Origin of the sequence: Enterococcus sp. DIV0167, assembly GCF_050541555.1 — a bacterium.
GTDB lineage: Bacteria > Bacillota > Bacilli > Lactobacillales > Enterococcaceae > Enterococcus > Enterococcus faecalis.
Genome location: NZ_CP172933.1, coordinates 714473 through 741028 on the forward strand (window position 1 = coordinate 714473; position 26556 = coordinate 741028).

Here is a 26556-nt window from a genome sequence, read left to right on the forward strand (position 1 = left end):
AATTTCGGCTTATTTCCGAAGGAGTTGGTTCTGTTCCCGCCGTTTATCAGGTTTTGCGCGTGAAGCAAAAATCCAAAGTGATTTTTGTCCCACTCACAGACCTAATCACATGTAAGAGAAGGTGAAAAGATGAATCTTTTAACAATCAATACTCATAGCTGGTTAGAAGAAGAACCATTAAAAAAATTAGAGGAGATTGCCAAGGTGATTTTATCTTCTGAAAGTGAAATAATTGCCTTACAAGAAGTGAATCAGAAAGTCGCTTCCAAGAAAGTGCCGTTAGAACAGTTAACTACTTTTTGTCCCGTAGCGACCCAAACACCGGTCCATGAAGATAATTTTGCATATCTAATCGTTCAATATCTAGCTGAAAAAGGCCAACACTATTATTGGAGTTGGGAAATGAGCCACATTGGTTATGCTATTTATGAAGAAGGGAACGCACTACTTTCGAAATGTCCGTTGACTAGTGAAGCTCTCCTTATTTCAGAAAGCCAAGAACCAACGAATTATCGAACAAGAAAAATCTTAGTAGCGGAGACAGAGAGTTCAAAAGGTACGCTTACTGTTGTCTCTGGTCACTTTTCTTGGTGGGAAACACCCTGTACAGGTTTTGCCTATGAATGGCTACAATTAGAGAAATACTTAGCGACGGGGCAACAACCGTTAGTCATTTTAGGCGATTTAAACAACCCAGCTGGTACAGCTGGCTATCAATTAGTGGAAAATAGTTACTTGCCGATTCAAGATGCATTTGTTGTAGCGGAAGAAACAAGCGGTGAAGCGACAGTAGAGAAAAAAATAGATGGCTGGGAAGAAAATGAAGCAGCCTTGCGGATTGACTACGCATTTGTTCCAAAACAGTGGCACGTACGAAAATATGAAGTAATTTTTGATGGTAGGAAAACACCGATAGTCAGTGATCATTTTGGCTTACTCATTCAACTAAAATAAGAAAAAGCGCTGAATTTTCAGCGCTTTTTCTTATTTATTCGCTCATGTAACTATTCTTCTCAGTCTTGTTTGGCTAATTCTTGATCCCGAAGGATGGTGGCCTCAATCCCTTTGATGACTGTTGAAATAAACGCATTGTTTTCTAATTCGACAATCCCAGCAACCGTGGTTCCACCAGGAGAACTGACTTGGTCGATTAAAGTCCAAGGATTCTCTGTGCTATTTGCCAAAGTTTGAGCGCTGCCTAGTACAGCTTGTGTGGCAATTTCTAAGGCTAACTCTTTGTTCATACCATTTTTAACGGCTGCTCGGGCAATCGAATCAATAAATAAGAAAGCATACGCAGGAGTGCTACCTGCAATAGCAGTAAAAATCGAAAAATACTGTTCCTCTAATTCCCAGGCTTGGCCAACTGCTCGAAACAACGATAAAACAGTCTGGATGTCTTCAGGGGATGCAAAAGCGTTGCCACAAACAGCTGCTGCACCTGCGCCAATCAATGCATTCATATTGGGCATCACACGAACGAGACGGAGCGGTTGGGTAGTCTCAAACAGTTGATACAATTCTGCAATAGTCGTACCTGCTGCAATGGAAACAATTAACGGTTGCTTGTCTAAAATTGCTTCTTTCGCTTCAAGTAAAGCTGCTTGAACGAATTGCGGTTTCACCGCTAAAATAACTAAGTCAGCTACTGTAATAGCTTCTTGAGGCGAAGCAACCGCATGTGCACCAATTTCTTGTGCAAAAGCGGCGGTTTTTTTGACTTGAATATCATAAAAATAAAGGTTTTCTGCGGCAATAAATTGCTTTTTTAGCGCACCTTTGGCAATGGCGGATGCCATATTTCCAGCACCGATAAAACTAATTTTCATAAAAAATTCCTCCTAAAAACTGTTGAATCTCTTTTTTCGTGTTACCATGTATCTAGTATAGAAGGAAACGCCAAAGAAAAAAATAGAGGGAGTAAAGTAAAAAGTGTTGTATTATGAGGTGATTAATTGGCAAGCAAAGAAGAACAATATGCAGCATTTTATCAGTTTTTAGAGACCTTAGATTGTTATTTAACCACTACCAATTCTCTTGAGAATGAAGTAGCGCAATTTAAGGAAAATTCGCATCGAGAAATTGCGGGCTTTATGCTGGCATCTTCGGAAACCATTGACGTTCCGAAAGGATTTATTCGGATGCTCTATTGTTTAGAGCAAGATGGCAATGCTTATTTGGATCAACAAAGGTGTTCGTTTTCGGCTGGCCAAGTCATGATTGTCAATGAGGCCACCTCGGTTAGCTATCAGGGGCAAGGGATGTCTATGATTATATTTTATTTTAAAAAGCACTATTTTCTTGATACGCTCTTAAATCAGCTGGCGGAAGAACCAGTCATGTATCGTTTTTTTACAGAAATTGCTAGCAGTGAATTTGAAAACATTCCTCGATATTTCGTTTTTGCCAGCCAGCCAAATTCGGATGTTCACGTCTATTCGCTATTATTACTGAAACAAATTGTGAAAATGGCCTATTTTAATAATAAAGTGACCAAAGCGGCCTTTGTTTTGCTAGTGGTGGAACTAGGTCAACTGCCTAGAGAAGCTTTAAAGATGCAAGATAATTATTTGTCGAATCATCAACGTGTTGAGGTGATTTTAGCGTATATTGAGCAACAGATTGCGCATGTCACTTTAGCAGAAGTCGCCGCTAAATTTCATTTTCATCCGAATTACTTATCGAATTTTTTAAAAGACAAAACAAACAAAACGTTTACGGAAATTGTCTTAGCCTACCGAATCCAATTGGCGAAAAACTACTTGAAGCAAACAGATTTATCGATTCAAACGATTGTTGAACGAATCGGCTATCAAGACAAAGCCTTTTTTTATAAACGTTTTAAAGAAGAAATGGGCATGACCCCAAAACAATATCGACAGAAAGAGGGAATGACAGATGTACGAAGAAGTCTTTGAAGAATTTCAGTTAACTGTAGTAGAATTACCAATCGAATTTGTTGATGATTTGCCTGTCTATCGCGGACACTTAAAAGAATTAACGTTTCTTTCAGCGGAAGCCTCTTCACGAAAAAAACTTTACCAACAGCTTTTACAGGCTTATTTATTGTATAGAGAAGAGAATCAAGCAGTTGTTGAAGAGGAAAAAATAACTTCCTCATTATTGTCTACAGAACAGTTATTAAAATACTATGATGGTGAAACGTTCGATGGGTTTCAGTTGCCATCAAATGAATAAGAAAGCAGGGGAACAGATGGATATAATGGAAAAAATTAATCAATTTCGTGATGAAAGAAATTGGCGCCCCCACCATAATGAAAAAGATTTGGCGCTCTCAATTTGTTTAGAAGCGGCAGAATTGTTAGAACTTTTTCAATGGAAAACAGCAGAAGAAGGCATCAAACAAGAAGAACGAATCAAAGAAGAATTGGCTGATGTTCTCATTTACTCCTACATGATGGCTGATAATTTAGGGTTTGATTTGGACGAAATTATCGAAGAAAAGTTGAAGAAAAATGCGGTGAAATATCCAGTGCCACAACGAGATACAAACAGGACTTCAAAAAAATAAGTTGTGACCGATTTTTTGGAACGGAAACAGTGTTTAGTTTCAAGAAATTGGGATTTATGTTAATTAATACTAGTCGAGCTTTTGAATTGAACTAGTCTCGCTGTCTATCTTGATCCTTAGAGCTAGTAAGTTAAGGCATTTCGAATTTTATCCAGTTATAGCAATTGCTAAGTGAACTAATTTGTATTTATATAGAAACTTTTTCATTGACTTTCACATGGTGTCAAGGTTTATGATAAGAATATCAATTGAATGAAAAGGAGACTCTATGTATCAAATTGGGCAATTTGCCAAGTTAATGGATATTTCCCCACGGATGCTGCGTCATTATGAAAAAGCAGGAATTTTTGTTCCAAATGAAATTGATAAAAAAACAGGATATCGCTATTATAGTGCACATCAAATTCCTTTATTGAAACAAATTTTACTGTTAAGAGATTCAGGGTTTAAAGTTGAAGAGATGGCGGAAACTTTGAGAAAACTTAAGGATGCTTCTTTTTTGGAAACTATTTTGTTAAGAAAACGAGATCAATCGCGACATTTAATTCAAATGGAGGAGCAAAAGATTAAAAAAATTAATCAACAGTTAGTAGCTTTGAAGGAGGAAAAACAAATGATTAAAGGGACAGAAATCGATTTTATTGTTAGTGATAGCCTTAAGGCGCTTGCCTTATATAAAAAGGTGTTTGAAATAGAGGTAGTGGAAGCAACCGAATACCCTATCGGAATGAATGAAGCGGTTTTTCAACTTTATGGCACGAGGTTTCACATGTTAGATGCCAATGAAGAATATGGGTTAAAAGCACCAACCCAAGAACATCCCAATACTATCTGGTTTAATATAACAGTAGAAAATATTGAAGAGACACATCAACTGGCAATGGAAAACGGTTGTCAAGAAGTACAGCCTATTACTGAAATGATGGAAGGAGCGCTCAAAAATTCATTGTTTGTTGATCCGTATGGGTACATGTGGATGCTCCATCAAATCTATCAAGAGTTGAGTTTTGATGAGCGGATTGAGATTTTGGAAAACGAGCTGTAAAAATCACTATTCTTGTGTTTGTTTAACTAGTTATCTGAAAAGAACGTAACGCTTATCAACTAAGCGTTACGTTCTTTTTTTGCGTGTTAACAGAAGTTTAGTTAAAAAGATAAAGATTTGAACGTCTATATTCGGTATACTAACTATTAAGAAAATAAATTTTTAATACAAAAAAATTTATTTAGCTCTGTGGAAAATCAGAGCTAGAATATTCGGTAGGAGTGGAAGGGAGAAAAAATCAGTGTATGGGAAAAATAAAGTAGGGATAAAATTACAAATGAGCGTGGGGGAGTATCGAAAAACAAAAGTAAAAAGTATTATAATGAAGAATTTAGTTTATCTAGCTGTTCTTTTAATAGGGATCTATTTGGGAATGAGTTTCTTAAAACGATTTGAAAGGACTTATTCAGCTCCAACAGACGATGTCGTAGTAAAAATTAATCAAAATCATCTTTTTGTTTCAGATAATGCACAAATTTTGAACGAAGAAGTCATTAATAATGTACAAAAAATTAATCAAGAACTTAGTAAGACGGAAACGAAACCACAACTAATGGTTATCACAGTTGAGCAAGTTCCTGAAAACGAAACGATTGAAAGCTTTACTAATCAAATAGGTAATAAATTAGGTATCGGAAATAAACTTTATAATAATGGAGTGATTTACTTAGTATCTGTCAAAGACAGGCAAGCAAGACTTGAAGTAGGCTATGGGCTTGAAGAGATAATCCCAGATAGTTTAACCGATGAAATAACAGATAGTACCGTGAAAGATTTTTATAAATTAAAGGATTTTAATGCAGGAATACATATTGTCACCACTCGGATTAAGGAACTACTTACTACTGATACTATGTCTAAAACGACCTCGCTACCTAAGATTAGTTTTTTGCAGAAAATTTGGTTATATTTATTAGGAATAGGAAGGTCGTTAAAGCCTTGGCTAATTATAGTTTTTATTATTGTTATGTTGTATTTTTTATGGGAATTACGTAATGCGGGGAAAGAACTTAGTGCCCGCTTGGCTCTAGTTGACATGGCAAATCGCTATAAGGAAGATGTAGCTATGTTTTATAATGGCGGTATTTCCTCTAAGGCAATTGTTTTAGGAGAACAATCAGTTGAATTTAAAGCTGCCAAGGCGCGTTTGGAGAAAAATATTTTATATCCTGAAAATTCGAAAAAAGAGATAATAATTCCCGCATACTATGATATGGATTTTGCATTTGGCGAGGTGACACCAAAGAAATTTATTTATAATTATGTTGCACAGTGGAAAGATTTAAGAAGCTCTTCTATGTGTGCTTGTTTTTGGAAGGTGAATCAACCATGGATCTACTTACCGCGTTTTTGGATAGGTGAAGTGTATTGGGAAAAAGTTCCAGAAACGAAACTGCCTGCGTGTCGGATTAGTGGAATTAATGATAACTTAATACCTGCTTACCTAAAAATTATTTTGTTTCCTCTTTCGATTTTATTAAAACATCCTTTTTTGGTATCGGTGACTCTGATTATTTATGTTCAAGTTAGTTTATCAGAGCAGTCGTTTCCTTCGACAGTTTTCACACTAATCACAGAGATTCTGACATTTTTAGAAGACGAAGACTCTTTAGTACCCATGGTTAGTCTGGTCTATTTTTTGATTCCGGTCTTTTTCTTATTTGGTTATATAAAATCAATAGGTGTTGGCTTACAAAATAGATTGCACCTGGATTCTATGATCCGTAGGTTTTTAAAAGATATCCAGCAAGTAAGTTCAGAAAAATCAAAATCATTAAAACAATTAGCAAACGATTTAGACAACCAGCACTATAAAATTGAAAAAAAATTATTGCGGAAAAAAATTAGAGAGAAAAAGATTACCAACAAAAAAGCTTCAAACTCCTTCTATCCGATAAGATTTATTAAAACTACGTATCCTGAATACTATGATATGCGTTTTGCTTATGGAAATGTGTCTATTGCTAAATTTCTAGCAAGTTCACGTTCTGACAGGCAACTAAAAAAGACCAGTATGTATGTGAATCGTCATGATTGGTGGGTTACAAGCAACGAGGGTTCTTCTGATGATGGCTCCGGTGACAGTTTCGGAGGTGGTAGTTTTGGCGGAGGTGGAGGTACTTCAAGTTGGTAGAAAGTTAAACTAGTTTAGGATGAACTTGGGATAACAAAAGCGCCTCTTAGAAACAAGGGTTTCTAAGAGGCGCTTTTGTTATCGTTACGTCACAGGAGGGATTCGAACCCCCGACCGTCCGCTTAGAAGGCGGATGCTCTATCCTGCTGAGCTACTATGACAATAGTTGTAACACAACAAAGCTAATTATAATGGAAGTAGTGTTAGAAAGTCAATCGGAAATTTAAATAACAGAAGAAGTTTTTTTGGAGAGAGAAAGTGAAGAAAATAGAGAGTTTATATTGACGAGGTTTTCTGGTTCTGTTATTATAGTTAGTGTTGTAATTGTGGTCTCCACAGCTACAACCGCACAGAACAAGTTTTTAAGCATGAGCAATCATCACTTGGGATGGCGAGTCTAAGTCTAGAAGAAGGAGGTGCTGTATAGCATGTACGCAATTATCAAAACTGGTGGTAAACAAGTGAAAGTTGAAGTAGGTCAAGCAATCTACGTTGAAAAATTAAACGTTGAGGCTGGCGAGAAAGTTGTTTTTGACGAAGTTATCTTAGTAGGTGGCGAATCTACAAAAGTTGGTGCGCCAACTGTTGCAGGCGCAACTGTTGAAGGAACTGTTGAAAAACACGGCAAACAAAAGAAAGTCGTGACTTTCCAATACAAACCTAAAAAACACTCTCACCGTAAACAAGGTCACCGTCAACCATATACAAAAGTTATGATCGAAGCAATCAACGCTTAATCTCTCTTGTTGACAGGAAAGAAGGCCTATCAATGATTAAAGGTTCTTTTAAACGAACAGGCTCCGGCCGAATCGTTTCATTCGAATTAACCGGGCATGCTGAAGCGGGTCCTTATGGTAGCGATGTGGTTTGCGCGGCAGTTTCTGCCTTAGCAATCAGCACAGTCAATGGGATTGATGCCTTAGCAGGTTTTGAACCGATTGTGGAAGTTGACGATGTAGAAGGTGGCTACCTTTATGTCGAGATGTTAACAACTGTCAATCAGGAACAAAAAAATATTGCCCAAATTCTATTAGAAAATCTTTTATTAGGTTTACAATCAATAGAGAACGAAAATACTGAATTTATTCAAATAAAAACAATCACTGAGAAATAGGAGGTGCAGACTATGTTATTGACTATGAATTTACAATTATTTGCCCATAAAAAAGGTGGCGGTTCTACATCAAACGGCCGTGACTCTGAATCTAAACGATTAGGCGCTAAAAGTGCTGATGGCCAAACAGTTACAGGTGGTTCAATTTTATACCGTCAACGCGGAACTAAAATTTATCCAGGTGTGAACGTTGGAATCGGTGGCGACGATACGTTATTTGCAAAAGTTGACGGTGTGGTACGTTTCGAACGTAAAGGCCGCGACAAAAAACAAGTATCAGTTTATCCAGTAGCTAACTAGTGTAATAGCTCAAGTCTTTGTTTATCAAAGGTTTGGGCTTTTTTTGTTGGTTTGAAAAATATTTGACCATACTTTTGACCATACTAGTTAAAAGCCGATGTATTTTGATAGTTTTTCGGTAGTTTTTTCTTTTCCATCATTTGTTAGATGTGTATAAGTATCTAAAGTTGTTTTTATGTTTGCATGTCCTAATCGTTCCTGAACTTCTTTATGATCTGCACCAGCATAGTATAATAAAGATGCATGCGTGTGTCTAAATCCGTGAAGCCCAATGTTTGGTAAGTTAGCCTTTTTACGATAAATATTGTATCTATCTGTGATAGCTTGATTTATTGTAAATTCATTTTCTTCATTGGTGAAAATACGTGAGGGTTGTGTATAACCAAGTTTAAGAAGATATTTTTTTTGCTCTAATTTCCATTTTTTTAAGATAGTTATTGTTTTTGCATCTAATATTAGTGTTCTGTTTGATTTTTTTGTTTTTGGAGTATTTGATACATAATAATGGTCAGATTTAGCAATTGTTTTGTTGATTTGTAGTTCACCAGTTTTAGTGTTTAAATCGTCCCAAGTAAGAGCTAACAACTCCCCTATCCTACATCCACTAAAAGCTAATAATCTGAATAATGTATAATCTCTTATTGTAATGTAGGTACTTTCGCTTTGTTCAATACTTTTTAAAAATAATTGAAGTTGATCTTTTGTATAGAATTTAATTTTCTTTTCTGATGTAATAATATCTTGATTTTTAGGAACTATTACATTAATCACTGGGTTTTGATTGGTAACTCCTATGTTAATAGCAAATTTGAAGACTTGATTAATATAATTTATAAAAAGGGGATATTGTTTTGAACTACCTTTGGAATGCCATGTATTCACGATTTTCTGACAATAAGCAGTTGAAATTTTTGATATTTCAATTTTTCCAAATGAAGGTAGTATGTGTTTTCTGAAGATTATTTCTGTTCGAGAGTAGCTACTTTCTTTTACGGTATTTTTATAATTTTCTAGCCACATAAATGCTACTTCTTGGAATATTATATTAGTGGAAGAGGGAATGCCATTTTTTTGAATTTCCATTTCTAACCTTGCTAATGCAATTTTAGCCTCTTTTTGAGTGCGAAATCCTCTCTTAGTTGTATACTTCTTTTTTCCAGTTAGCGGATCGGTACCAAGATATGTTTTGAAGTACCATGCTTTTTCACCATTTTTCTTTTGATATTGTTTTATCATTGCCATTTATAAAACCTCTTTTCGAGAACGTGTGTTCGTTTTTTGTTTTTTAAGAAAAGCCCGGAGGCTAGTCTTTATATTTTTTCCATTGTTCCGTTATTCATATCCCATTGGGCATGAACAGAATTAAGATTTGCACCAGCAGAACTCATTATTCCAGTGAATTTTACCTTATCACCAGTTTTAAAATCTTTTGTATTATTTAGGTCTTTTACAAATATTACATAAGAAGCTAAAGGGCTAGAAGAAATTGAATTAGTCCATGTTTCATTAGAAAATTTATTATTGGCAATAACGGCAACTCTTTTACCCATAGGTTCAATTACGGTACCTGTGAATGTAAAAGATTTTCCTTTAATTAATTCTGAAAATACTTTCGATTGGTCTGTAGTTGGAGTAATTGAATAATACTGATCCACAAAGCTTTCAAAATCTTGTGGATTTGTTTGAAGGTACTCCTGGAATTTTGTAATATTGGTATTATTAATATTCGAGCTACTAGTATGTTTTTCTTTTATAGTTGCTTCTTTTTTTACAGAACTTATTTTAGTAGATGAGCTACTAGAATTTTTTTCCTCTTCTTTGTTTCCAGAACATGCAGTAAGAAGTAATAATGATAAAAATACTAAAGAAACTTTTTTCATTTAATAATTCCTCATTTCTTAAAAATATTTATATAAAAATCATCTACAAAACTGATTTTTATTATTTATAAATATATTTCCATTTCTAATGGTAATCCATAGTAATTTAAAATATCCAACTTAGTAGGATAGCATAATTCGTTTAAATGTGAACCATCTATTAAAAGGTGTGTTGCTCCGCAATTTGCTTGAGCTTCTATTTTAGAAGTAGAAGAAAAACTGTCTGCAGTCATTCGTGCCGTATTATCATTTGGATGGAAAATAGCATGAGACAGTTCATGACCACAAACAAAAAGCATTTTTTGATAAGGTAATTCTGCATTTAAATGGATAAATTTACATCGATGATTTTTGGTGTAAAAACCATATACTTCCTCACCAAAATAGCCATATAGAATAGTAATACCTCTCTTTTCAGCTATTTTGAATGGATCATTAGTCCCATATTGTTTTTTTAGTTTCTCAATTTCATACGGCACTTCTGATAAAAGCATATGACAATTCCTCCTATTTGTTACTGTTGATTACCACGATATTTTTTAGGAGTGAACTTCTTCTTGGCAAGAGCTTTTCCGATACGTAAAGATTCTTCAATAGAAGAAAGAATTGCAGCACGTGCTTCGGGAGAAAGTTCTTCTGTATCTTTAGAGAAAGCAATTGCTTCAGAATTTTTCATATTTTCGATAATCAATTCTAATTCTCTTTGGATGTCTTTTTCATCTTTTTCAGTTAAATCGTAATATCGGCGTTTATCTGTACGACCTAAAAGATAATCTGCGCTGACATCAAAAAAATCAGCTACTTTTTGCAATCTTTCGCTAGAAGGAGATTGTTTTGACCACTTACTTATACTTCCCTGTGCAAAATTTAATTTTCTTTCTAACTCGGCAACGGTCATTTTTTTCTCGTTTGCCAATAACTTAACTCTATCTAATAGCATGATATCAGACCTTTCGGCTTTAAAACAAAGAAATTGACAATTGTACAAATAATCCATTGACAAATTGATAATAGTCAATTATACTATGTTTTGTAAGCAAGTAATTTATGGCATACAAAAAGCGAAACAAAAACTGAATTGTCTCCCCAGACATAAGTAAAGCTCACTTTTTGTGTGCTGTATTTCTTATGCTTACATTATGTACTATTGTCAATTAGCTGTCAATAGATTTGACAAAAATAATTGAATATTATCAATTGAGTAGTAGGAGGAGGTGGCTACTAATGACTTTAAAACAACAAGTACAAATTGCCCTTATTGAAAAGAAATGGAGCCAACGAGAATTGGCACGTCGAATGAAAATTTCAATGGCTTATCTACAAGATATTTTAAATGAACATCGTAAACCGATTGAAAGATTAAAACAAATTGAAGAGATTTTGGGTATTAATTTAGAAATAGAAAAGTAACAAATCAACTAGCTTAGGAGATGTAACTTATGCAGCTAAACATTCCTGATGAAATGGTTCAAAACGAATTAGCAAATAACATTACTTTCATAGTATTAAAAGAAATTGAAAATCGTTTGAATTTATTGACTAAAACCATTGAATTACCGCCATATCCTAACAAATCGCAAGTAAGAAAGATTTTAGAGATTGGCGATGAAAAATTGAATAATTGGATTTCAAAAGGTTTAAAAATTCAACAATGGAGTAATCAGGATATTCGGATTGAACGATCTGAATTACAAAGATTTCTAAAAGAAACTTTTGAAATTTAAAGGGGGAAAGAAGATGGAGAATCTAGTAATTATGAAAAACCAACAAGCAGTAACAACTAGTTTACAAGTTGCTGAAGTATTTGAAAAACAACATAAGCATGTTATTGAAGCAATAGAGGCTAAAATTCAATCGGCCGAAAATTCGGCTCATTACCAAAACATGTTTGCTGAAGGAGAATACAAAGATTCAAGAGGTAGAAAACAAAGATTGTACTACATGAATCGAAATGGCTTTTCTTTTATTGCATTTGGATTCACTGGGAAAAAAGCAGATTCATTCAAACTGAAATACATTGAAGCTTTTAACCAAATGGAGGAACTGCTTAAAACTCAATCAAACTTACCGATTAATAACACAGAATTGTTATTAGAAGCTGCGTTAAAACATGAACGTGGATTGACTCTTGTAAATCAACGTTTAGATAAGCTAGAAACAGAAACTACAATTAATAGAAGCCAACAACGAAAGATACAAGGTCTAGTTTCATCAACTGTTATCAAAGTATTAGGTGGCAAAAAAACATTGGCTTATCAGGATTCAAGTATTAAGCAATCAGCCTTTAGTAATTGTTATAAACAATTGAAAGCATTATTCGATGTAGCATCTTATGTAGACATTCCAAAAGTTCGATATGAAGAGGCTGTAGCTCTAATTCCTAGATGGAAGCCTAACTTAGAATTACAAGCAAGAATTGATATGGCTAATGATAATGGAGATATGTTTAAAGAAATAGGATAGTAATGATAAAAGGATAAGCCTTAACTTATCCCCAGTTAAAAGTAGTGTCAACAATAATAGCTTTTTGATCCATATCACTTTTGATGGATTCAATAATTTCTAAAACAGAAGATTTATAGTAATAAGTCTTGCTTGATGCGATTACTTCATTTTCTTCGGTTTTAATTACAAAATAGTATTTTTTATTAGAAGCTTTCTTTATTACAAAAAACATTTTGACACCCCGCTTTCAACTGAATTATATCAAAAAAATTATAGGAGGGTAAATATGAAAGCAATACGTGAAGCACGATTGATAGGCGCATTATTATTGATGATTGCGCTAGGTGTGTTATTGAAAAGCCACTTTTCAGTTCCAGTGTTGGCAACAATAAGTGTACCTCTTTTTATCCGTTGGTTTTTCAACTGGGATGAAGCGGAGTATCAGCATTTTCAAAAAAGACAAAATAAAAAGCCCCAATCGTCTGCCAACGATTAGGACACATACAAAATGAACTAAGGAGAGTATATCAAAATGAACGATAAAATTCAAAAATTAATTAAAAAACTAGCAAAAGAATGCCAGAAAGAAGATGTAGGTTTATCTTTGGCAGCTATCGATTTAAAAGGAGAGATGGCAATATCTCAAGTTGGAAAAGGCACGATAGTAGCCATTGCTGCACATAGCCAATATACACTAACAAAAGAAAAACTGGAACAATCAGATTGTGATTGTCCAAAACATCGTTTATTAAAGGAGATGTACGGTATTGCAACAGAAACTACGACTAAAAATACACATACTTTTGTCACAGATAATCCAAACGATTTGATGGATATATTATCGAAGGTTTTTCGAGGTGAGTTGAAATGACTAGAAAAGAAAAGTTAAACCAAGCAAAAAGATTAGCTGATTTATGGTACAAGCAACAAAAAAGTCAATTATACATTGCGCAACAAAAAGAGCGCAGGGGGATTGCATGATGAAAAAAGCGACTACGCCGCCAAGCAAATAGTCGCATACAAAATTATACTAGAAAAATTGTAACACAGAAAAGAGGTTTTGTGAATGAATCGTAGAGAAGCAAATACACTAGATAGATATTTAACAGAGCCGACTGAAAAACTATATAAGGAAACCTATGAAGATGATCCAGTGGACACTACTGATTGTTTTGGAAATGAAATTGCTGATGAAGACGGTGTGTTTGAGCTAACTTTTGCAATGAAATGTCTTTATACAGGACAACCAGTACTCACTTGTAAAAAAATTGCTACACAAGATACAATCGTTGATTTGATAGAAGAATTAGGCGAAGAAAACGTGTATTTAATTGAATATGTGAGTTCAGGAAAAAAGATATAAGGAGGGCTTATTGAATGGCTGAAGCAACCAAAACAGATTTTTCTGAGTTGAATGTTTATCAAAAATTAGCGTATGTGAGACAAAAAGCACCATATATTCAAAAAAGTAAACGTGGCCAGCAGTACAGCTATGTGGGGTCAAGCGATGTACTATCCGCATTAAATACAGTCATAAATCAAGTTGGATTAATTTTGAAGCCAGAAATTGTTGCTCATCAAGTTCGGGAATCACAAGATGAGGTATGGAAAGCGGATAAAGTAAAGAAAGAGCCTGTAGCCAAAAAACGTACAACGTATTTTACAGAGCTAGAGTTAATGATGACATGGATTAATATTCATAATCCTTCTGAGATTGTTGCTTGTTCATGGTATAGCCAAGGAGTAGATATTGAAGGAGAAAAGGGGGTAGGAAAAGCACTAACGTATGCGGAAAAATATTTTTTATTGAAATTTTTTAATATTGCAACAGATGATGACGATCCTGATAAATACCAAAAAGAACAGCTAAAAAATACTACAATTACTGAACGGCAAATTGATATGTTGAACGCATCAATTAGTAGAGTAGCCGAGCTGGCAGGGCAAGAATTTGAAGCTGTGAAATCGTTAGCTATAAATGATTCTGATTTGAATCCTAAAAAAGCATTTGAAGAATATAGTGCTTATGATTATGGTGTTATTTCTAAATTGCTTGCGAAGTGGATAAATTTTTATGAATCTAGGCAGAAGGTTCAAGAAGATAAGAAGTGATTGAATGATTGGAAAAATCATAAAACACAAAGGAAATAAATTGGCGATTGAGTTTGAGGATGAGATCAACTCGAATTTCCTCAAACTCCTAGCTAACAACGATGACAATTTAGTAAAAGTTGAACTATTAGATAATCGACAAATGTCTCAAAAACAGAATGCACTTTCTCACGTTTTAATAGCTGATATAGCTCGTTGGAGTTATGACGAACCCAAATGGATAGAGGAAGTTTTAAAGTATTACTACGAAGCTAAAAGTGGTGTGTATTTTGAACATAGTAAGGCTACACGACATGAAGCAACAGAATGGATTAGTTTTTTAATCGAATTCATTTTGAAAAATGATGTACCACTAGAAAAGAGATACCAATACTTGCTAGAAAATAACAAATGGTTTTATTACTGCCTTAAATACCGTAAGTGTTGTATTTGTGGGAAACATGCCGATGTTTGTCATATCGAGGTAGTCGGTATGGGGCGAAATCGTCAAAAGATTAATCACGAAACATTTACTTTTTACGCTGGTTGTCGTCAACATCATCAAGAAGAACATCAGATAGGTACTAAGAACTTTTTAAACAAGTATCAAATTAAACCAGTAAAACTAAACGTTGAAGAACGTAAGAAGTTGAATATCGGAGGCTAACAGTTTGGTAGAGGAATTACTTGAAAAATACAGGCAATTAACATCGAGTCAAAAACTATTTTTTGAACTATTAGTATTTGTCTATATCGGTTCAAGAAATGGTAAAGGAATAGCTATTGAAGCACAAACAATAAAAAAAGTCGTTAACGGAGAAATTAAGCATAAATATGTTTATACGGTCGTTGTTGATGAGGAGGATAACTAGTGAATGAACATAGAGGATATTACGCCATTATCCCAGCGATTGTTCGCTATGATAACCACTTAAATGGGAATGCAAAATTATTGTATGGAGAGCTAACGGCATTAGCAAATGAAAAAGGCTATTGTTGGGCAACGAATCAATATTTTGCAAATCTGTATAACGTTAGCAAGCGAACAATTATTTCATGGCTGAAACAGTTAGAAGAAAGAAACTATATAAAAATGCAAATTTTTTATAAGCCAAACAGCAAAATGGTAGATCGGAGACATATCTATATCTTACCGTATCCAACTGATACAGAATTTTACACCCCTAGTGAAGAAAATTTCATCACCTATGGAAAAAATCATCAGGAGGGGGATGAAGAAAATTTCACTACCCCTAGTGAAGAAAACTTCACAGAGAATAATACATTAAATAATAATACAAAGAATAATACAAAGAATATATATAGTGTTGAACAAAGTTCAACCATGTCTGAATTATTTGAAAAAGTTTGGAAAACATATCCGAAGAAAACCAATAAGAAAAAAGCCAAAGAGCAATTCTTAAAGAAAATTAAGTCAGATGAAGATTTCGAACGGTTTAAAACAGGATACAAAGATTATCTTAAGTATATCAAATTAAACGACTGGTATTATCCACAAGAATTGTTCCGCTGGATACGTGATGAACGTTTTAACGATGAATACGACTTGTCTGAAACGACAACGCAAGCAAGATATACGAATCCTCCAGTTAGACAAGAGCAATTACCAGATTGGGTAAATGAACCAAAACAAGAAGAGGAAAAACTATCACCAGAAAAGCAAGCTGAACTTGATAGGCAAATAAAAGAATTTTTGGAGGGCAAGTCATGATTGAAATGAGAGTACTTGATTATCGAATTACTAGTGATGATAAGCAAGTAATCGTAAATAAAGCGAGACGAAACGAACACGGAGAGTTAACCATTTTGACTGATAAAGACGGTACACAAAAAGAATCACTCGCTTTGATTGGTTATTATGGCAATTTAAGTAAGGCTCTCGTCGCAATAGAACGCGATTATGTGCTTTCTAGTGGTAAAACAATACAAACAGTCAAAGAATACAAAAAAGAGCTAGAATCGATTCACAGCAAGCTAAAACGTGAATTAGATTTCGGGGAGGAATTTTAGATGAATGAATTAGTTAAATTAGTGGAAGAATGGGCAAAAGAAAAGCGTTTAGATAAAGCGGAACCTGAAAAGCAAATGCTAAAAGTGATTGAGGAAGTCGGAGAAGTTGGCGCTGCATTGGCAAGAAACAACGAAAACGACTTAAGAGATGGTATCGGGGATATGGTTGTGACGTTAATTATTCTCGCTATGCAAAATAACATGGATTTATACGAATGCTTAAATCAAGCATATAGCGAAATTAAAAACCGCCAAGGAAAAATGGTAAACGGAGTATTCGTCAAAGAAGCCGATTTGTAAGGTTCGAGGTGGAAGAGATGCGAATTATTCTACCGATTGAGCCCAAGCCACAAAGTCGCCCGAGATTTGCAAGGCGTGGAAATTATGTTCAAACTTACGAAGATCGAGCGATGAAAGAATACAAAAATCAAGTAAAGAATTATTTTCGTAAATCAAGAGCAAAGTTGATTGAAAAAGGGCCAATTTCCGCACATGTGACGTTTTACATCCATCCGCCTAAATCTGCCTTAAGTAATAAACAGAAACGCTTAGAAGTGGAATTAGAGCGAAAATATTGCGATAAGAAACCTGACTTGGACAACTATTTCAAAGCAGTCACTGATGCTGCCGAAGGTATTTTATATAAAAACGATGGTCAAATTGCTGTGATGGTTTGCCAAAAGTTGTACAGTATGCGACCACGAACAGAACTAGAAATTACAAGTTTGGAGGAACAAGTGTAGTGGGTAAAACGGGTAAACAGATCAAAGAGAATTATTCGGTTAGAAAGCGAGTAAAGAAGATGATTAAATTTAAAGAATTTAATATTCAATTATTCGACGTTCACATTTATATAAAAAGGCTAAGTAGTTTTAAAACCAACAAAAATAGTATAAAAAAACTAACTAGTTTCCGCTAGCTAGTTATAGATACATTTTCATCTCAGATAGAGACAATTAATAATACATTACTATGAAATTTAAGGCAACAAAAAAAGCCAGCTGACCACTAGCTGACTTATGTGGTAGAAACAACTGTTTTCCGCCAGTTGTTCTTTAGGTGTGAGTTAGCACTTTCCCCAAATAAAGTGCTATTAAATAGCCGATTAAAAATCGACAATAAATCTCTTGTAGAGACGTGTACTACTATTAACTGTTTACCAGAAGTTAATGTAGAAAAGGAGGAAATTTATTTCATAAATAAAATCCCCAAGAAAGTTAAAGTGATTATACCATTGAAAAATAGATTTGAAAATACTTTCTATGCCAAAAATATTTATTAGATGGAAAATATCAAATGAATAAAGATGATGTGAAAGATGACGAATGGAAGATTGTAAAATACTGTAGAATTATTATTGTTTTCTTTATAGTCAACCAATAATTTGTTGACTACAAACATGTATGAGTGATGAATATTTTGATAAATAAATAGCCAGTCGGTTTCCGCCGACTGGCTGAGAAGTGAATAGCTATTGGAATAGTATTCTTAGTATAATTTATATCATATAGAGTCGCTGAAGAGCAAAGGATAAGCATTACTTATATATATTTGGATAAATAAAAAAAGCTACTTAGTTTCCGCTAAGCAACTCTTAAATGATGATATGTTTATTATAAATTATTATACCACAAAAGGAGCGATTTCACTTGATTAAATTGCTAAGAGAAGTAGATTTTCGACAAACAAAAGCGAATGCCAGAAATGTGTTGAAGAACTTTAGACGTTTAGAGCGAATAGCTGGTCGCTCTTTGATAGATTTAAAATCACCAATTATTACAGATATGCCTAAAAGCCAAAGTCACGGGAATAAAGCAGAAGATGCGCTAGTACAATTAGCAGATGCAGAAGCAGAAAGAGACGCAATTTTATCTGCGCTTATGGCATTGAGCCTAACTAGCAGACAAATTTTGCATTATAGTTTCTGTGTGCAGGATCATTACTCTAATTACAAGATAGCTAGGGAAGTTGGATATTCCGAAAGAAGTATTCAACGAATGAAATCAGAGGCTTTAATTGAATTTGCCGAAGCGTATCGAAATGGAAAAATAATTGCATATAAATAAAATTTTTGGCGGTTTTTTGGCGGAAAGTTGGCGGTTTTTATCAATATTTAGGTGTTATTATGGTAGTGTCGAAAGATAAGGAGACGAGGGTAAGGCATGCATTACCTATCTTAGCTCCGTTTCGCTTATCTTTTGAGGCTATCTATAAAAAAATAAAGAATAAGGATGTGGAAAGTCCAGTTCTTTCTGTCTCGTTTAGTCTAGGTAGCAAATATTGCAATAAACTTGGCATGAAGCTTACACGTAGACGTACGCCGAAAGCACTTGTCAAGATAGCGCTATGTAGTTTGCAATGATCACTCACAAATCAGACGTTCTCAAACTAAAGAAATGGGGTGTGATTCCTCTCTCTTTTTCTACAGATTTGTGAGTGATAATCCATTTGACAGAACATTAGTTCGTATTTATAATAAGAAGTATAATCCTTATGATTATATCTATTAGAAAGAAGTAAGAAAAATGCTTGTTTTTCTTACTTCTTTTTGATTTAATTATCGTAGTAGGTATAATTATATAAGGAGTGTTACAAATGAACATAGGTGATTTGAGAAATTTTATTTCAAGTGTTGAATCAGATAATTATGACAGTGTTGAAATGAAAATGATTCAAAAGATGGGAAACGGGATAGTGAGTCATACGCCACAGTTGACCATAGAGATGAGGAAAGAATTAAAAAGCTTTTACACTTCAATCCTCAATAATAATTTTTTTGATTTAGAACAAAGGGAGTATAATCCTAACATAGCAATCGAAGGTTCATTACAAGTTTCAGATTTGACAAATGCTCACATCAATGAAGTATTAGCTGAAATAGATCTTGAAGAAAACTGTAATGACGATATGGGAGAAATAGATTTAAATAAAATAAATTATTACAGATTTAAATTTAAATATAATGGAAAAACTCTTTATATTTTTAGACGTTTCACTAAAATGAAAAAAATTAGAAATGGTATTTTAGGTCGTTTTCAAGATAATACATTTAGAAAAATAGAGACTGATAATTTTTTTGGAATAGATCGTGATATTGATATTTTATTATTTGATAATGAGGCACTAATAGTCAATCGCTTTGCATTACAGACTATTTTTAAGCTTAATGATTATTTTACAGATAGAGCGACAACGGCGTTAAAAAAACTAGATGAAGAAAAAGTATTAGTAAATTTTGAAGACTTTAAAAATGATTGCTTAAATGATAAACTGGCAGCAAGAAGAATGACAAAAATCATTAATACCGAAGGTCGTTTGGAAGGTTTTTTACAGAATACTAGACATTTACCAGAGGTAATTGAACATTTTGATTTAGAAATAGAATTGAATGATAATAATCAAATCATATATAACGGAAGTAAAGAAGCGCGAAGTCAGATTTTATTTTGCATATCAGATGCATATTATCAATCGTTTATACTCCAAAGATTAGGTGAAGATCCTTCTTAAATACAGGAAAAGAGGTGAGGAGAATGAGGACGATACAGAAAACATTATTCTATATGTCTTCTTTTATACCACTTTATCTGTTATTGATTGTTCAAAACTTCAAGTTCAGAAATAAATCAGGAGAATTTTCTTGGCAAACGGTATTTGAACAATTTAATTTTTCAAATAAAATTATTACATTGTTTTGGATTGGCTTAATAGTTATGATTATTCTATCGTTATTTGGATGTGTTATCTTTTTTAAGATTTATGGTGCAAAAGAAGGTAGAATTGGTAGTATATCAGATGCGGAATTTGTTAGGGAAGACACTACGGGGTATATAGTGACATATATAATTCCATTGTTGTCCATGGACATAACAAGTTTGAGAAGCTTAGTTGTTAATTTGCTGTTATTTATCATTATAGGTACTTTTTATGTTAAGAACGATCAGATATTTATGAATCCATTATATAATTTGTTTGGGTATAATATATTTTCTGCTGAAAGTGGAATTTATATCACTAAAATATCCAAGCAAAAGTTGAAATTGTTTGCTAAAAGAGATGTAGAAGTTAAAAAGATAAATATAATGGGAGATATATACGTATTGAAAGAAAATGAATAAATTAGTAGCCATCGCTTATGCGGTGGCTTTTTATGATGAATAATTTTTTTAATATAAGCGTGTAGCTTAATTGGTGAGAGTGGTTGTTGTTTAATCAATGGTGCAGGTTCGATTCCTGTCACGCCAATAGGTAGCTTTGCTACTTAAATAAAAGAATCGTCAATAGATGTTTCTGCTACATTTACGATGAGGCACTAGCTTAAAAGTGCCTCTTTTTGTTTGGAGGTATTATTATGTTTAAGTTATTTGAAATCATTAAGCAAGAAGATGCAAAAAAACTAAATCGTTTGAAAAAAGAATTAAAGCAGACTACTCAACGTAAATGAGTGGTCTTTTTTTCGTACATAAAAAAACCACTAGACTATGGGATCTAGTGGCTAGGTAGCATTCGTGCAAAATTTTTGTTGGTTGCTATTTACAAAAAGGAGTTGCTACCTAAAAAAATTATATCAAATAAGAATAAAGAATAAAAGAGCGTTTATTCACATCAAAACTTATTTTTTGTACAAAAAAAGCCACTAGAAATGGGATCTAGTGGCTAGGTAGCGTTAGTGAAAATCTCGTGTCACTTGTAGTTTATGAACTTTAGCTATTATGAAAGAGTGCTACCTAAAACAAGTGTAACACAGCTGTCAAGTTTTGTCGGATATTTGGATTGTTTTCACATGAAGAACCACCAGATAAAATATCTAGTGGCCAGACAGCAGATTATGTTTTGAAATAACTGGAAGTGTTACATGAAGCAAAAAGGAGTTGCTGTCTTTCAGTGAGTATAACAGGAATTAAAGTGTTTGTCTTACAATAAACAAATATACATAAAAACAATTAGGAGAGAGAACATGAAAAGCTATTGGTATGTATCGTTAACACATAAATATCCACAGCCGAACCGTTCAACTGATTCAGTACGTGTTGTAATGTCTGTGCAGATAAAGAAAAATGCATCCATTGTCGAAATGACAAGAGAAGCCACGCCGAAAGAAATTGATGCGTGTAAGCTTGTTTATTGTGGGTATGGCAGTTGGAAAGATAAGCATATACAAGAGAATGTAGAGAGGTATGTGAGGTAAATAATATAAGGGAAGGGGAGGGGAACAGATTGAAAAGCAAAACCTTACGTGATTATGTTGAAGATGGCAGATATACAATAGTTGCTTCTTCTTGTAGTACTGCAAAAGAAATACAACGGCTGTATCCTAAAGCAATTGTTACACATGGTAGAGCTGATGGGATAGGAGGGAAAAAAATATTAATAGATACATCTGTATCTAAACAACCAACTGTATTAGGTGCTTTGCCACAATTTAAAACAGAAGATATTGCAATTGAAACTTTTACGTATGATTTCATTCATAACATTATTGATACAGAAATAAGCGAATCAAAAGAGATAGACAATGAACACTTCTATAGAAATAAAAAGTGGATAAAGAAAAAGAATAGAATCCTGAGACAATATCAATATGAATGTCAAGAAAGTAAAAGATATGGTTTAAGTGTAAAAGCTGAAATGGTCCATCACATCTACCCAAGAAAAGAATATCCTGAACTAGCATATGTTGATTGGAATCTATTACCTTTAACGCATCAAAGGCATAATACTTTTCACGATAGAGAAAACAACAAAATTATCGGAGAAGGGTTGTATTGGCAAAGAAAACGAAGGAAAGAATTTGAAAAATGGAAAAGTGAACGCTTGAAGCCCCCCTCCTTTTGAAAAATGAAAAAGAGCTTAGGGAAAACGGTTATGGGAACTTTTTCCAATAGCGAGATGATTTTGAAAAAATTTTTTCCTGAATAAAAAATGTTTAAATATCAATGCTTAGCGTTATTTTTAGTCGTCAAAACCGTGCAGAAAAAAGCCTTTTTTTTCGCAGTAATATATCTTAGTTTGAGGAGGTGACAACTTGGCTAAAAAAATTCCAAAACGAGAAAGCATTAAAAAACGTACAATCAAGTATATGAAAGAATTAGGAACGTATAAGCCACAATACAATCAAATTATTGAGGTTTATGCAGATATGGTTTATCAATATAACTATTTAAGCCGTGAATTTGAAGAACAAGGGTATGAAATTATTTTGGAAACAGAAAAAAGTGGTGGGAAGAAGTCACCTATTTTAGCAAGTTTAGAAAACCTCAGAAAAGATATAGGTACGTATTCAGATCGGTTGATGTTAAACGCTAGAACCTATCAAGCTGAAGTAGAAGTGCCGAAAAAAGAAAAATCAGCTTTTGCTAAACTTTTAGAGCAACAAAAGATGTGATTTGATGGATTTATCGAAAATTACATCTAAGCATTTTGAAACAGCTTTAAATTATGCACGGGCAATTGTTGATTGTAAAATATTAGCAAATTTAGATAGAAGGCTAGCCTGCGAAAGGTTTTTGAAAGACTTAACACGAACAGATATTGATTTTAGGCAAGAACAATTTGATTTTGTCATTAATTTAATTGAAGGAACGATTCATCACGTCCAAGGAGAAGATAGAAATGGTATAAGTTATAAAGGACAACCATTATTGTTAACAGACTGGCAAAAATTTGTCTGTGTGAATCTATTTGGTTTTTTTGAAAAAGATTCAGATATTCGGCGGTTTAAAGAAGCGCTTATTTTTTTGCCTCGAAAACAAGGGAAAACAGCATTTAGTGCGGCGCTAACTGAAGCAAAGAGTATTTTAGATAGACGTTCTGGTTCAAAAGCTTATATTGTCGCAAATTCAGTTAAACAAACACTAGAGTGTTTTAATTTTTTAGTGGATAATGTGAACGAATTGAAAGAGGATGTCGAGAAATTACGAATACGTGATAACAATCAAGAACATTCGATTTCAATTAATTTTGGAGATGGGACAAGTGACATCTATGCAATTGCTAACCAAGAAGATAAATTGGACTCTTTAAACTGTAATTGTTTGGTATTAGATGAATTGCATTCTTGGAAAAGAGCAGGAGCTAAAAAGTACACGTTGATGAAAAATGCGATGAAAGCTTATCGTAATAAATTATTGATAGGTATTTCAACGGCAGGCGATATTCCTGATGGATTTTTAGCCAATCGTTTAAAAACTTTACAGAAGGTATTGAATGGGTCAATTACTGATTCTGCGTATGACTCTTATTTCATTTTTATTTGCAAAGCAGATCAAGATGAAGAAGGGAATATTTTAAATAGTAAAGGAGAAATTACCACAATTAATGATCCTGAAGTTTTAGAAATGTGTACACCGTCCATTAATGTCACAGTTACTTTAGAAGAGTTATTGGATGATGCTTCACAAGCAATGAATGAACCACAATTAAAAACAGAGTTTTTAAATAAAACGCTGAATGTCTTTACGAATGCAATGGATGCCTATTTCGATATTAATGAGTTTAGAAGTTCGGATATGCAATACGATTGGACATTAGATGATTTAGCAAGATTACCTATTGTTTGGTACGGCGGTGCGGACTTATCAAAACTACATGATTTAACGGCAGGTGCTTTATACGGCTCATATAAAGGAATAGATATTTGTATTACGCATGCCTTTTTCCCGAAATTAGCAGCAGTAAAGAAAGCAGAAGAAGATGGTATTCCTTTATTTGGTTGGAAAGAAGATGGTTGGTTAACGATGAGTAACACGCCTACCGTTTTACATGATGATATTGTTAATTGGTTTATTTCTATGAAACAAAAAGGCTTCAAAATTAAACTTGTTGGTTTTGATAAAAAGTTTGGTCGAGAGTTCTTTTTTAAAATGAAAAAAGCAGGATTTAAAATTAAAGATCAACCACAATACTTTTATAAGAAATCAGAAGGCTTCCGTCATATCGAGGTGAAAGTCAAAAATAAACAGTTCTATTACTTACATTCCGATGCCTACGAATATTGTGTTCAGAATGTGCGAGCGATTGAAAAAACTGATGATATGATTCAGTACGATAAACTAGATGGTGATGGTGGGGTACAACGTATCGATTTATTCGATGCGAGTGTATTTAGCTGTTGCCAGATGTTGGAAGATATGGCTTATGGAAATGTCGGAACAGAGTGGTTAAATCGTAAATATTAAATAGTAAAGGATGATTATTGTGGCAAAAAAGAGAAAAAAAGCAAATAAAATACGTTCAGAACCAAAAATTCCCCAACCATCAGGCTCAAGTGATCCTACGGTTGGTTTTTTTTTGTCTGATATTTCTCGAGAAATATTAGTACCAGGCTATACAAGACTTTCAGATAATCCAGAAGTAAAAACTGCTTGTCAAAAAATAGCCGATTTGGTATCGGGAATGACCATTCATTTAATGGAAAATTCAAAAAATGGCGATGTTCGTGTGAAAAATGAACTATCTAGAAAAATTGATATTGAACCTTATTCATATATGACTAGAAAAAATTGGGTCTATAACATTGTTTATTCTATGTTATTGCCTGGCGATGGAAATGCTATTGTCTTTCCCGAAATGAAAGATGGTTTTATTCATGAATTAAGACCCTTGAAACCATCTAAAGTTAGCTTTATTGAACTTGAAGATGGCTATTCTGTGAAATATGGTTCAACGACTTATTCACCAGATGAAGTCTTACATTTTGCAATTAATCCTGATCCAGAACAACCATGGAAAGGAACGGGTTATCGAATCCCTTTAAGGGATATTACCTATAATTTACGACAAGCAAATGCAACAAAAAAATCATTTATGAGTGGGCAATATATGCCGAATGTTATTGTGAAAGTAGATGCAATGAATGAAAATCTTGCAAGTGAAGCAGGAAGAAATCAAATTAAAGAAAAATATTTAGGAGAATCTAGACCAGGTGAACCTTGGGTTATTCCAGCAGAACTATTAGATGTCCAACAAGTAAAGCCATTATCTTTAAAAGATATTGCGATTAATGAATCAGTGGAAATAGACAAAAAAACAGTAGCAGCTTTATTAGATGTTCCAGCATTTATTTTGGGCGTTGGTTCATTTGATAAAGATGAGTATAACAATTTTGTTCGTACAAGAATTAAAGCTATTGCAGATATTTTTCAACAGACGTTAACGAAGGGCTTGCTTGAAAATCCGAATTGGTATTTTAAATGCAATTCTAAGAGTTTATTGGCTTATGACACGAAAGAATTAGCGGAAATTGGGATGAATTTGTATATTCGAGGAATCTATACAGGGAATGATGTCTTGAATATGATAGGAGATTCACCTAAGCCTGGTTTAGATGAGCTAATTATTTTAGAAAACTTTATTCCTCAAGGAATGATTGGAGAACAAAGTAAACTTAAAGGAGGTGACTCTGATTGACAAAAGAAAATCAAACACGCTCTATGGCAACGAATTTTTCTACCAGAGAAGAAACTTCAGGGGAAAAAATCATTGAAGGCTATTTCGCTGTTTTTAATCAAGAAACAGAGCTTTGGCCAGGTGCTTTTGAAGAAATTTCACCAGAAGCATTTAACGGCTCTTTGAGCAATGATATACGAGCGTTGACCAATCATGAAACCACTTTGGTTTTAGGTAGAAACAAATCAGGAACATTAAAGTTAAGTGTTGATTCTAGAGGCTTGTGGGGCCAAATTACTATTAATGAAAATGATTCAGATGCCTTAAATCTTTATGAACGTGTAAAACGAGGAGACGTTGATCAATGCTCGTTTGGCTTTAATATTCTGAATGAAGAAACAGATTGGAAAGAAGATGGCACGGTTAAATGGCTATTAAAAGAAATCGATCTTCACGAAGTTTCAGTCGTAACGTTTCCTGCATATGAAAATACAGGTGTACAAGCTAGACATACACAATTAGAACAATACCGTGAAAAACAAACAAAACAATGGCGTAAAAAATTATTGAGCCAATTAAAAAACAGGGGGAATTAAT

Annotated in this window: 37 protein-coding genes, 2 tRNA genes, 1 pseudogene and 1 other annotated feature; of the genes and pseudogenes, 33 read left to right on the forward strand and 7 right to left on the reverse strand. The window is 33.8% G+C overall.

Going from position 1 to position 26556, the window contains the following annotated elements; genetic code table 11:
- The first annotated feature begins 129 nt into the window (after window positions 1–129).
- Window positions 130–954: a maltose 6'-phosphate phosphatase gene (mapP, locus tag IGM09_RS03445; protein ID WP_033624871.1), complete on the forward strand. Its 825-nt coding sequence runs from the start codon at window positions 130–132 to the stop codon at window positions 952–954.
- A gap of 59 nt (window positions 955–1013) precedes the next feature.
- Here the strand turns inward: mapP and proC are convergent, their stop codons facing one another.
- Window positions 1014–1829, reverse strand: a complete 816-nt coding sequence (proC, locus tag IGM09_RS03450; protein WP_033624872.1) for a pyrroline-5-carboxylate reductase — start codon at window positions 1827–1829, stop codon at window positions 1014–1016.
- 126 nt (window positions 1830–1955) lie between these two features.
- Here proC and IGM09_RS03455 point away from each other — a divergent pair, with 126 nt between their 5' ends.
- From IGM09_RS03455 to IGM09_RS03480, 6 genes and pseudogenes are all read left to right on the forward strand, one after another.
- Window positions 1956–2918: a helix-turn-helix domain-containing protein gene (locus IGM09_RS03455; RefSeq protein ID WP_033624873.1), complete on the forward strand. Its 963-nt coding sequence runs from the start codon at window positions 1956–1958 to the stop codon at window positions 2916–2918.
- Window positions 2899–3198, forward strand: coding sequence for a hypothetical protein (locus IGM09_RS03460; protein ID WP_010816380.1), 300 nt, complete (start codon window positions 2899–2901; stop codon window positions 3196–3198). The genes IGM09_RS03455 and IGM09_RS03460 overlap by 20 nt, the downstream gene beginning before the upstream one ends.
- Window positions 3191–3532 (forward strand): nucleotide pyrophosphohydrolase, encoded by a 342-nt coding sequence (locus IGM09_RS03465; RefSeq protein ID WP_033624874.1) that lies wholly within the window; start codon window positions 3191–3193, stop codon window positions 3530–3532. Before IGM09_RS03460 ends, IGM09_RS03465 begins: the two co-directional genes overlap by 8 nt.
- 268 nt (window positions 3533–3800) lie before the next feature.
- Window positions 3801–4001, forward strand: a pseudogene (locus IGM09_RS03470) (MerR family transcriptional regulator); the annotation flags it as partial.
- A gap of 144 nt (window positions 4002–4145) precedes the next feature.
- The gene (locus IGM09_RS03475; RefSeq protein WP_025187508.1) at window positions 4146–4577 is read left to right on the forward strand and encodes a VOC family protein; all 432 of its coding nucleotides are present in this window, start codon (window positions 4146–4148) and stop codon (window positions 4575–4577) included.
- Window positions 4578–4818: 241 nt separating this feature from the next.
- Window positions 4819–6711 carry a TPM domain-containing protein gene (locus tag IGM09_RS03480; protein WP_002419353.1) on the forward strand — a complete coding sequence of 631 codons (1893 nt, stop codon included), beginning with the start codon at window positions 4819–4821 and terminating at the stop codon, window positions 6709–6711.
- Between the two features lie 87 nt (window positions 6712–6798).
- On the opposite strand, the gene IGM09_RS03485 is transcribed toward IGM09_RS03480, so the two are convergent.
- Window positions 6799–6872 (reverse strand) — tRNA-Arg (locus IGM09_RS03485).
- A 172-nt stretch (window positions 6873–7044) separates the two neighbouring features.
- Window positions 7045–7120, forward strand: a sequence feature (ribosomal protein L21 leader region).
- Window positions 7121–7139: 19 nt separating this feature from the next.
- Here IGM09_RS03485 and rplU point away from each other — a divergent pair.
- Genes rplU through rpmA form a run of 3 tightly spaced genes read left to right on the forward strand, consistent with a single transcriptional unit; the run spans window position 7140 to window position 8125 of the window.
- A complete protein-coding gene (gene rplU / locus IGM09_RS03490; protein WP_002355866.1) occupies window positions 7140–7448 on the forward strand; it encodes a 50S ribosomal protein L21 in 309 nt (102 codons plus the stop codon).
- 32 nt (window positions 7449–7480) lie between these two features.
- Window positions 7481–7825 (forward strand): ribosomal-processing cysteine protease Prp, encoded by a 345-nt coding sequence (locus IGM09_RS03495; protein WP_002355867.1) that lies wholly within the window; start codon window positions 7481–7483, stop codon window positions 7823–7825.
- 12 nt (window positions 7826–7837) lie between these two features.
- The gene (gene rpmA, locus IGM09_RS03500) at window positions 7838–8125 is read left to right on the forward strand and encodes a 50S ribosomal protein L27 (RefSeq protein WP_002355868.1); all 288 of its coding nucleotides are present in this window, start codon (window positions 7838–7840) and stop codon (window positions 8123–8125) included.
- Between the two features lie 87 nt (window positions 8126–8212).
- On the opposite strand, the gene IGM09_RS03505 is transcribed toward rpmA, so the two are convergent.
- From IGM09_RS03505 to IGM09_RS03520, 4 genes are all read right to left on the reverse strand, one after another.
- Complete coding sequence (locus IGM09_RS03505) at window positions 8213–9367, reverse strand: site-specific integrase (RefSeq protein ID WP_113826101.1); 1155 nt, start codon at window positions 9365–9367, stop codon at window positions 8213–8215.
- A gap of 68 nt (window positions 9368–9435) precedes the next feature.
- Window positions 9436–10005, reverse strand: coding sequence for a DUF3221 domain-containing protein (locus IGM09_RS03510; RefSeq protein ID WP_002403734.1), 570 nt, complete (start codon window positions 10003–10005; stop codon window positions 9436–9438).
- A gap of 65 nt (window positions 10006–10070) precedes the next feature.
- Window positions 10071–10499 carry an ImmA/IrrE family metallo-endopeptidase gene (locus IGM09_RS03515; protein WP_016619058.1) on the reverse strand — a complete coding sequence of 143 codons (429 nt, stop codon included), beginning with the start codon at window positions 10497–10499 and terminating at the stop codon, window positions 10071–10073.
- Window positions 10500–10519: 20 nt separating this feature from the next.
- Entirely contained in the window at window positions 10520–10945 is a 426-nt protein-coding gene (locus IGM09_RS03520; RefSeq protein ID WP_016619057.1) for a helix-turn-helix domain-containing protein, read from the reverse strand.
- A gap of 284 nt (window positions 10946–11229) precedes the next feature.
- Here IGM09_RS03520 and IGM09_RS03525 point away from each other — a divergent pair, with 284 nt between their 5' ends.
- The 3 genes from IGM09_RS03525 to IGM09_RS03535 are packed head-to-tail and all read left to right on the forward strand — an operon-like array spanning window position 11230 to window position 12468.
- Window positions 11230–11415 carry a helix-turn-helix domain-containing protein gene (locus tag IGM09_RS03525; protein WP_016619056.1) on the forward strand — a complete coding sequence of 62 codons (186 nt, stop codon included), beginning with the start codon at window positions 11230–11232 and terminating at the stop codon, window positions 11413–11415.
- Window positions 11416–11444: 29 nt separating this feature from the next.
- Window positions 11445–11729, forward strand: coding sequence for a hypothetical protein (locus IGM09_RS03530; protein WP_016619055.1), 285 nt, complete (start codon window positions 11445–11447; stop codon window positions 11727–11729).
- Window positions 11730–11742: 13 nt separating this feature from the next.
- A complete protein-coding gene (locus IGM09_RS03535; RefSeq protein WP_113826102.1) occupies window positions 11743–12468 on the forward strand; it encodes an ORF6C domain-containing protein in 726 nt (241 codons plus the stop codon).
- Window positions 12469–12493: 25 nt separating this feature from the next.
- On the opposite strand, the gene IGM09_RS03540 is transcribed toward IGM09_RS03535, so the two are convergent.
- On the reverse strand, window positions 12494–12682 hold the full coding sequence (locus IGM09_RS03540) for a YegP family protein (protein WP_002357001.1): 189 nt from the start codon (window positions 12680–12682) through the stop codon (window positions 12494–12496).
- Window positions 12683–12736: 54 nt separating this feature from the next.
- Between IGM09_RS03540 and IGM09_RS03545 the strand changes: the two genes are divergently transcribed.
- The 20 genes from IGM09_RS03545 (at window position 12737) to IGM09_RS03640 (ending at window position 26555) form a co-directional block, all read left to right on the forward strand.
- Window positions 12737–12946: a hypothetical protein gene (locus tag IGM09_RS03545; protein WP_002378465.1), complete on the forward strand. Its 210-nt coding sequence runs from the start codon at window positions 12737–12739 to the stop codon at window positions 12944–12946.
- A gap of 36 nt (window positions 12947–12982) precedes the next feature.
- Window positions 12983–13321, forward strand: coding sequence for a hypothetical protein (locus IGM09_RS03550; RefSeq protein WP_002402484.1), 339 nt, complete (start codon window positions 12983–12985; stop codon window positions 13319–13321).
- Window positions 13322–13516: 195 nt separating this feature from the next.
- A complete protein-coding gene (locus IGM09_RS03555; protein WP_240185869.1) occupies window positions 13517–13813 on the forward strand; it encodes a hypothetical protein in 297 nt (98 codons plus the stop codon).
- Between the two features lie 14 nt (window positions 13814–13827).
- Window positions 13828–14562 carry an ERF family protein gene (locus IGM09_RS03560; RefSeq protein ID WP_108355527.1) on the forward strand — a complete coding sequence of 245 codons (735 nt, stop codon included), beginning with the start codon at window positions 13828–13830 and terminating at the stop codon, window positions 14560–14562.
- A gap of 4 nt (window positions 14563–14566) precedes the next feature.
- Window positions 14567–15208 (forward strand): putative HNHc nuclease, encoded by a 642-nt coding sequence (locus IGM09_RS03565; RefSeq protein WP_002364344.1) that lies wholly within the window; start codon window positions 14567–14569, stop codon window positions 15206–15208.
- A gap of 4 nt (window positions 15209–15212) precedes the next feature.
- A complete protein-coding gene (locus IGM09_RS03570) occupies window positions 15213–15413 on the forward strand; it encodes a hypothetical protein (RefSeq protein ID WP_108355526.1) in 201 nt (66 codons plus the stop codon).
- Complete coding sequence (locus IGM09_RS03575; RefSeq protein WP_113826103.1) at window positions 15413–16273, forward strand: helix-turn-helix domain-containing protein; 861 nt, start codon at window positions 15413–15415, stop codon at window positions 16271–16273. Before IGM09_RS03570 ends, IGM09_RS03575 begins: the two co-directional genes overlap by 1 nt.
- The gene (locus IGM09_RS03580; protein ID WP_002368214.1) at window positions 16270–16572 is read left to right on the forward strand and encodes a hypothetical protein; all 303 of its coding nucleotides are present in this window, start codon (window positions 16270–16272) and stop codon (window positions 16570–16572) included. Before IGM09_RS03575 ends, IGM09_RS03580 begins: the two co-directional genes overlap by 4 nt.
- Window positions 16573–16872, forward strand: coding sequence for a MazG-like family protein (locus IGM09_RS03585; protein ID WP_002372047.1), 300 nt, complete (start codon window positions 16573–16575; stop codon window positions 16870–16872).
- Between the two features lie 8 nt (window positions 16873–16880).
- A complete protein-coding gene (locus IGM09_RS03590) occupies window positions 16881–17315 on the forward strand; it encodes a RusA family crossover junction endodeoxyribonuclease (RefSeq protein WP_002402491.1) in 435 nt (144 codons plus the stop codon).
- 906 nt (window positions 17316–18221) lie between these two features.
- Entirely contained in the window at window positions 18222–18638 is a 417-nt protein-coding gene (locus IGM09_RS03595) for an ArpU family phage packaging/lysis transcriptional regulator (protein ID WP_002372045.1), read from the forward strand.
- Between the two features lie 529 nt (window positions 18639–19167).
- Window positions 19168–20082, forward strand: coding sequence for a Kiwa anti-phage protein KwaB-like domain-containing protein (locus IGM09_RS03600; protein WP_113826105.1), 915 nt, complete (start codon window positions 19168–19170; stop codon window positions 20080–20082).
- Between the two features lie 23 nt (window positions 20083–20105).
- The gene (locus tag IGM09_RS03605) at window positions 20106–20690 is read left to right on the forward strand and encodes a hypothetical protein (protein ID WP_113826106.1); all 585 of its coding nucleotides are present in this window, start codon (window positions 20106–20108) and stop codon (window positions 20688–20690) included.
- Between the two features lie 55 nt (window positions 20691–20745).
- Window positions 20746–20814, forward strand: a tRNA-Lys gene (locus IGM09_RS03610).
- A 715-nt stretch (window positions 20815–21529) separates the two neighbouring features.
- Window positions 21530–21760, forward strand: coding sequence for a hypothetical protein (locus IGM09_RS03615; RefSeq protein ID WP_113826107.1), 231 nt, complete (start codon window positions 21530–21532; stop codon window positions 21758–21760).
- 320 nt (window positions 21761–22080) lie between these two features.
- Window positions 22081–22407 carry a hypothetical protein gene (locus tag IGM09_RS03620; RefSeq protein ID WP_010708334.1) on the forward strand — a complete coding sequence of 109 codons (327 nt, stop codon included), beginning with the start codon at window positions 22081–22083 and terminating at the stop codon, window positions 22405–22407.
- A 190-nt stretch (window positions 22408–22597) separates the two neighbouring features.
- Complete coding sequence (locus IGM09_RS03625; protein ID WP_010708335.1) at window positions 22598–22957, forward strand: P27 family phage terminase small subunit; 360 nt, start codon at window positions 22598–22600, stop codon at window positions 22955–22957.
- Between the two features lie 4 nt (window positions 22958–22961).
- On the forward strand, window positions 22962–24749 hold the full coding sequence (locus IGM09_RS03630) for a terminase large subunit (RefSeq protein ID WP_113826108.1): 1788 nt from the start codon (window positions 22962–22964) through the stop codon (window positions 24747–24749).
- Window positions 24750–24759: 10 nt separating this feature from the next.
- Window positions 24760–25980 carry a phage portal protein gene (locus IGM09_RS03635; protein WP_156248562.1) on the forward strand — a complete coding sequence of 407 codons (1221 nt, stop codon included), beginning with the start codon at window positions 24760–24762 and terminating at the stop codon, window positions 25978–25980.
- 23 nt (window positions 25981–26003) lie between these two features.
- The gene (locus IGM09_RS03640) at window positions 26004–26555 is read left to right on the forward strand and encodes an HK97 family phage prohead protease (protein ID WP_113826124.1); all 552 of its coding nucleotides are present in this window, start codon (window positions 26004–26006) and stop codon (window positions 26553–26555) included.
- The last annotated feature ends 1 nt before the right edge of the window (window position 26556 follow it).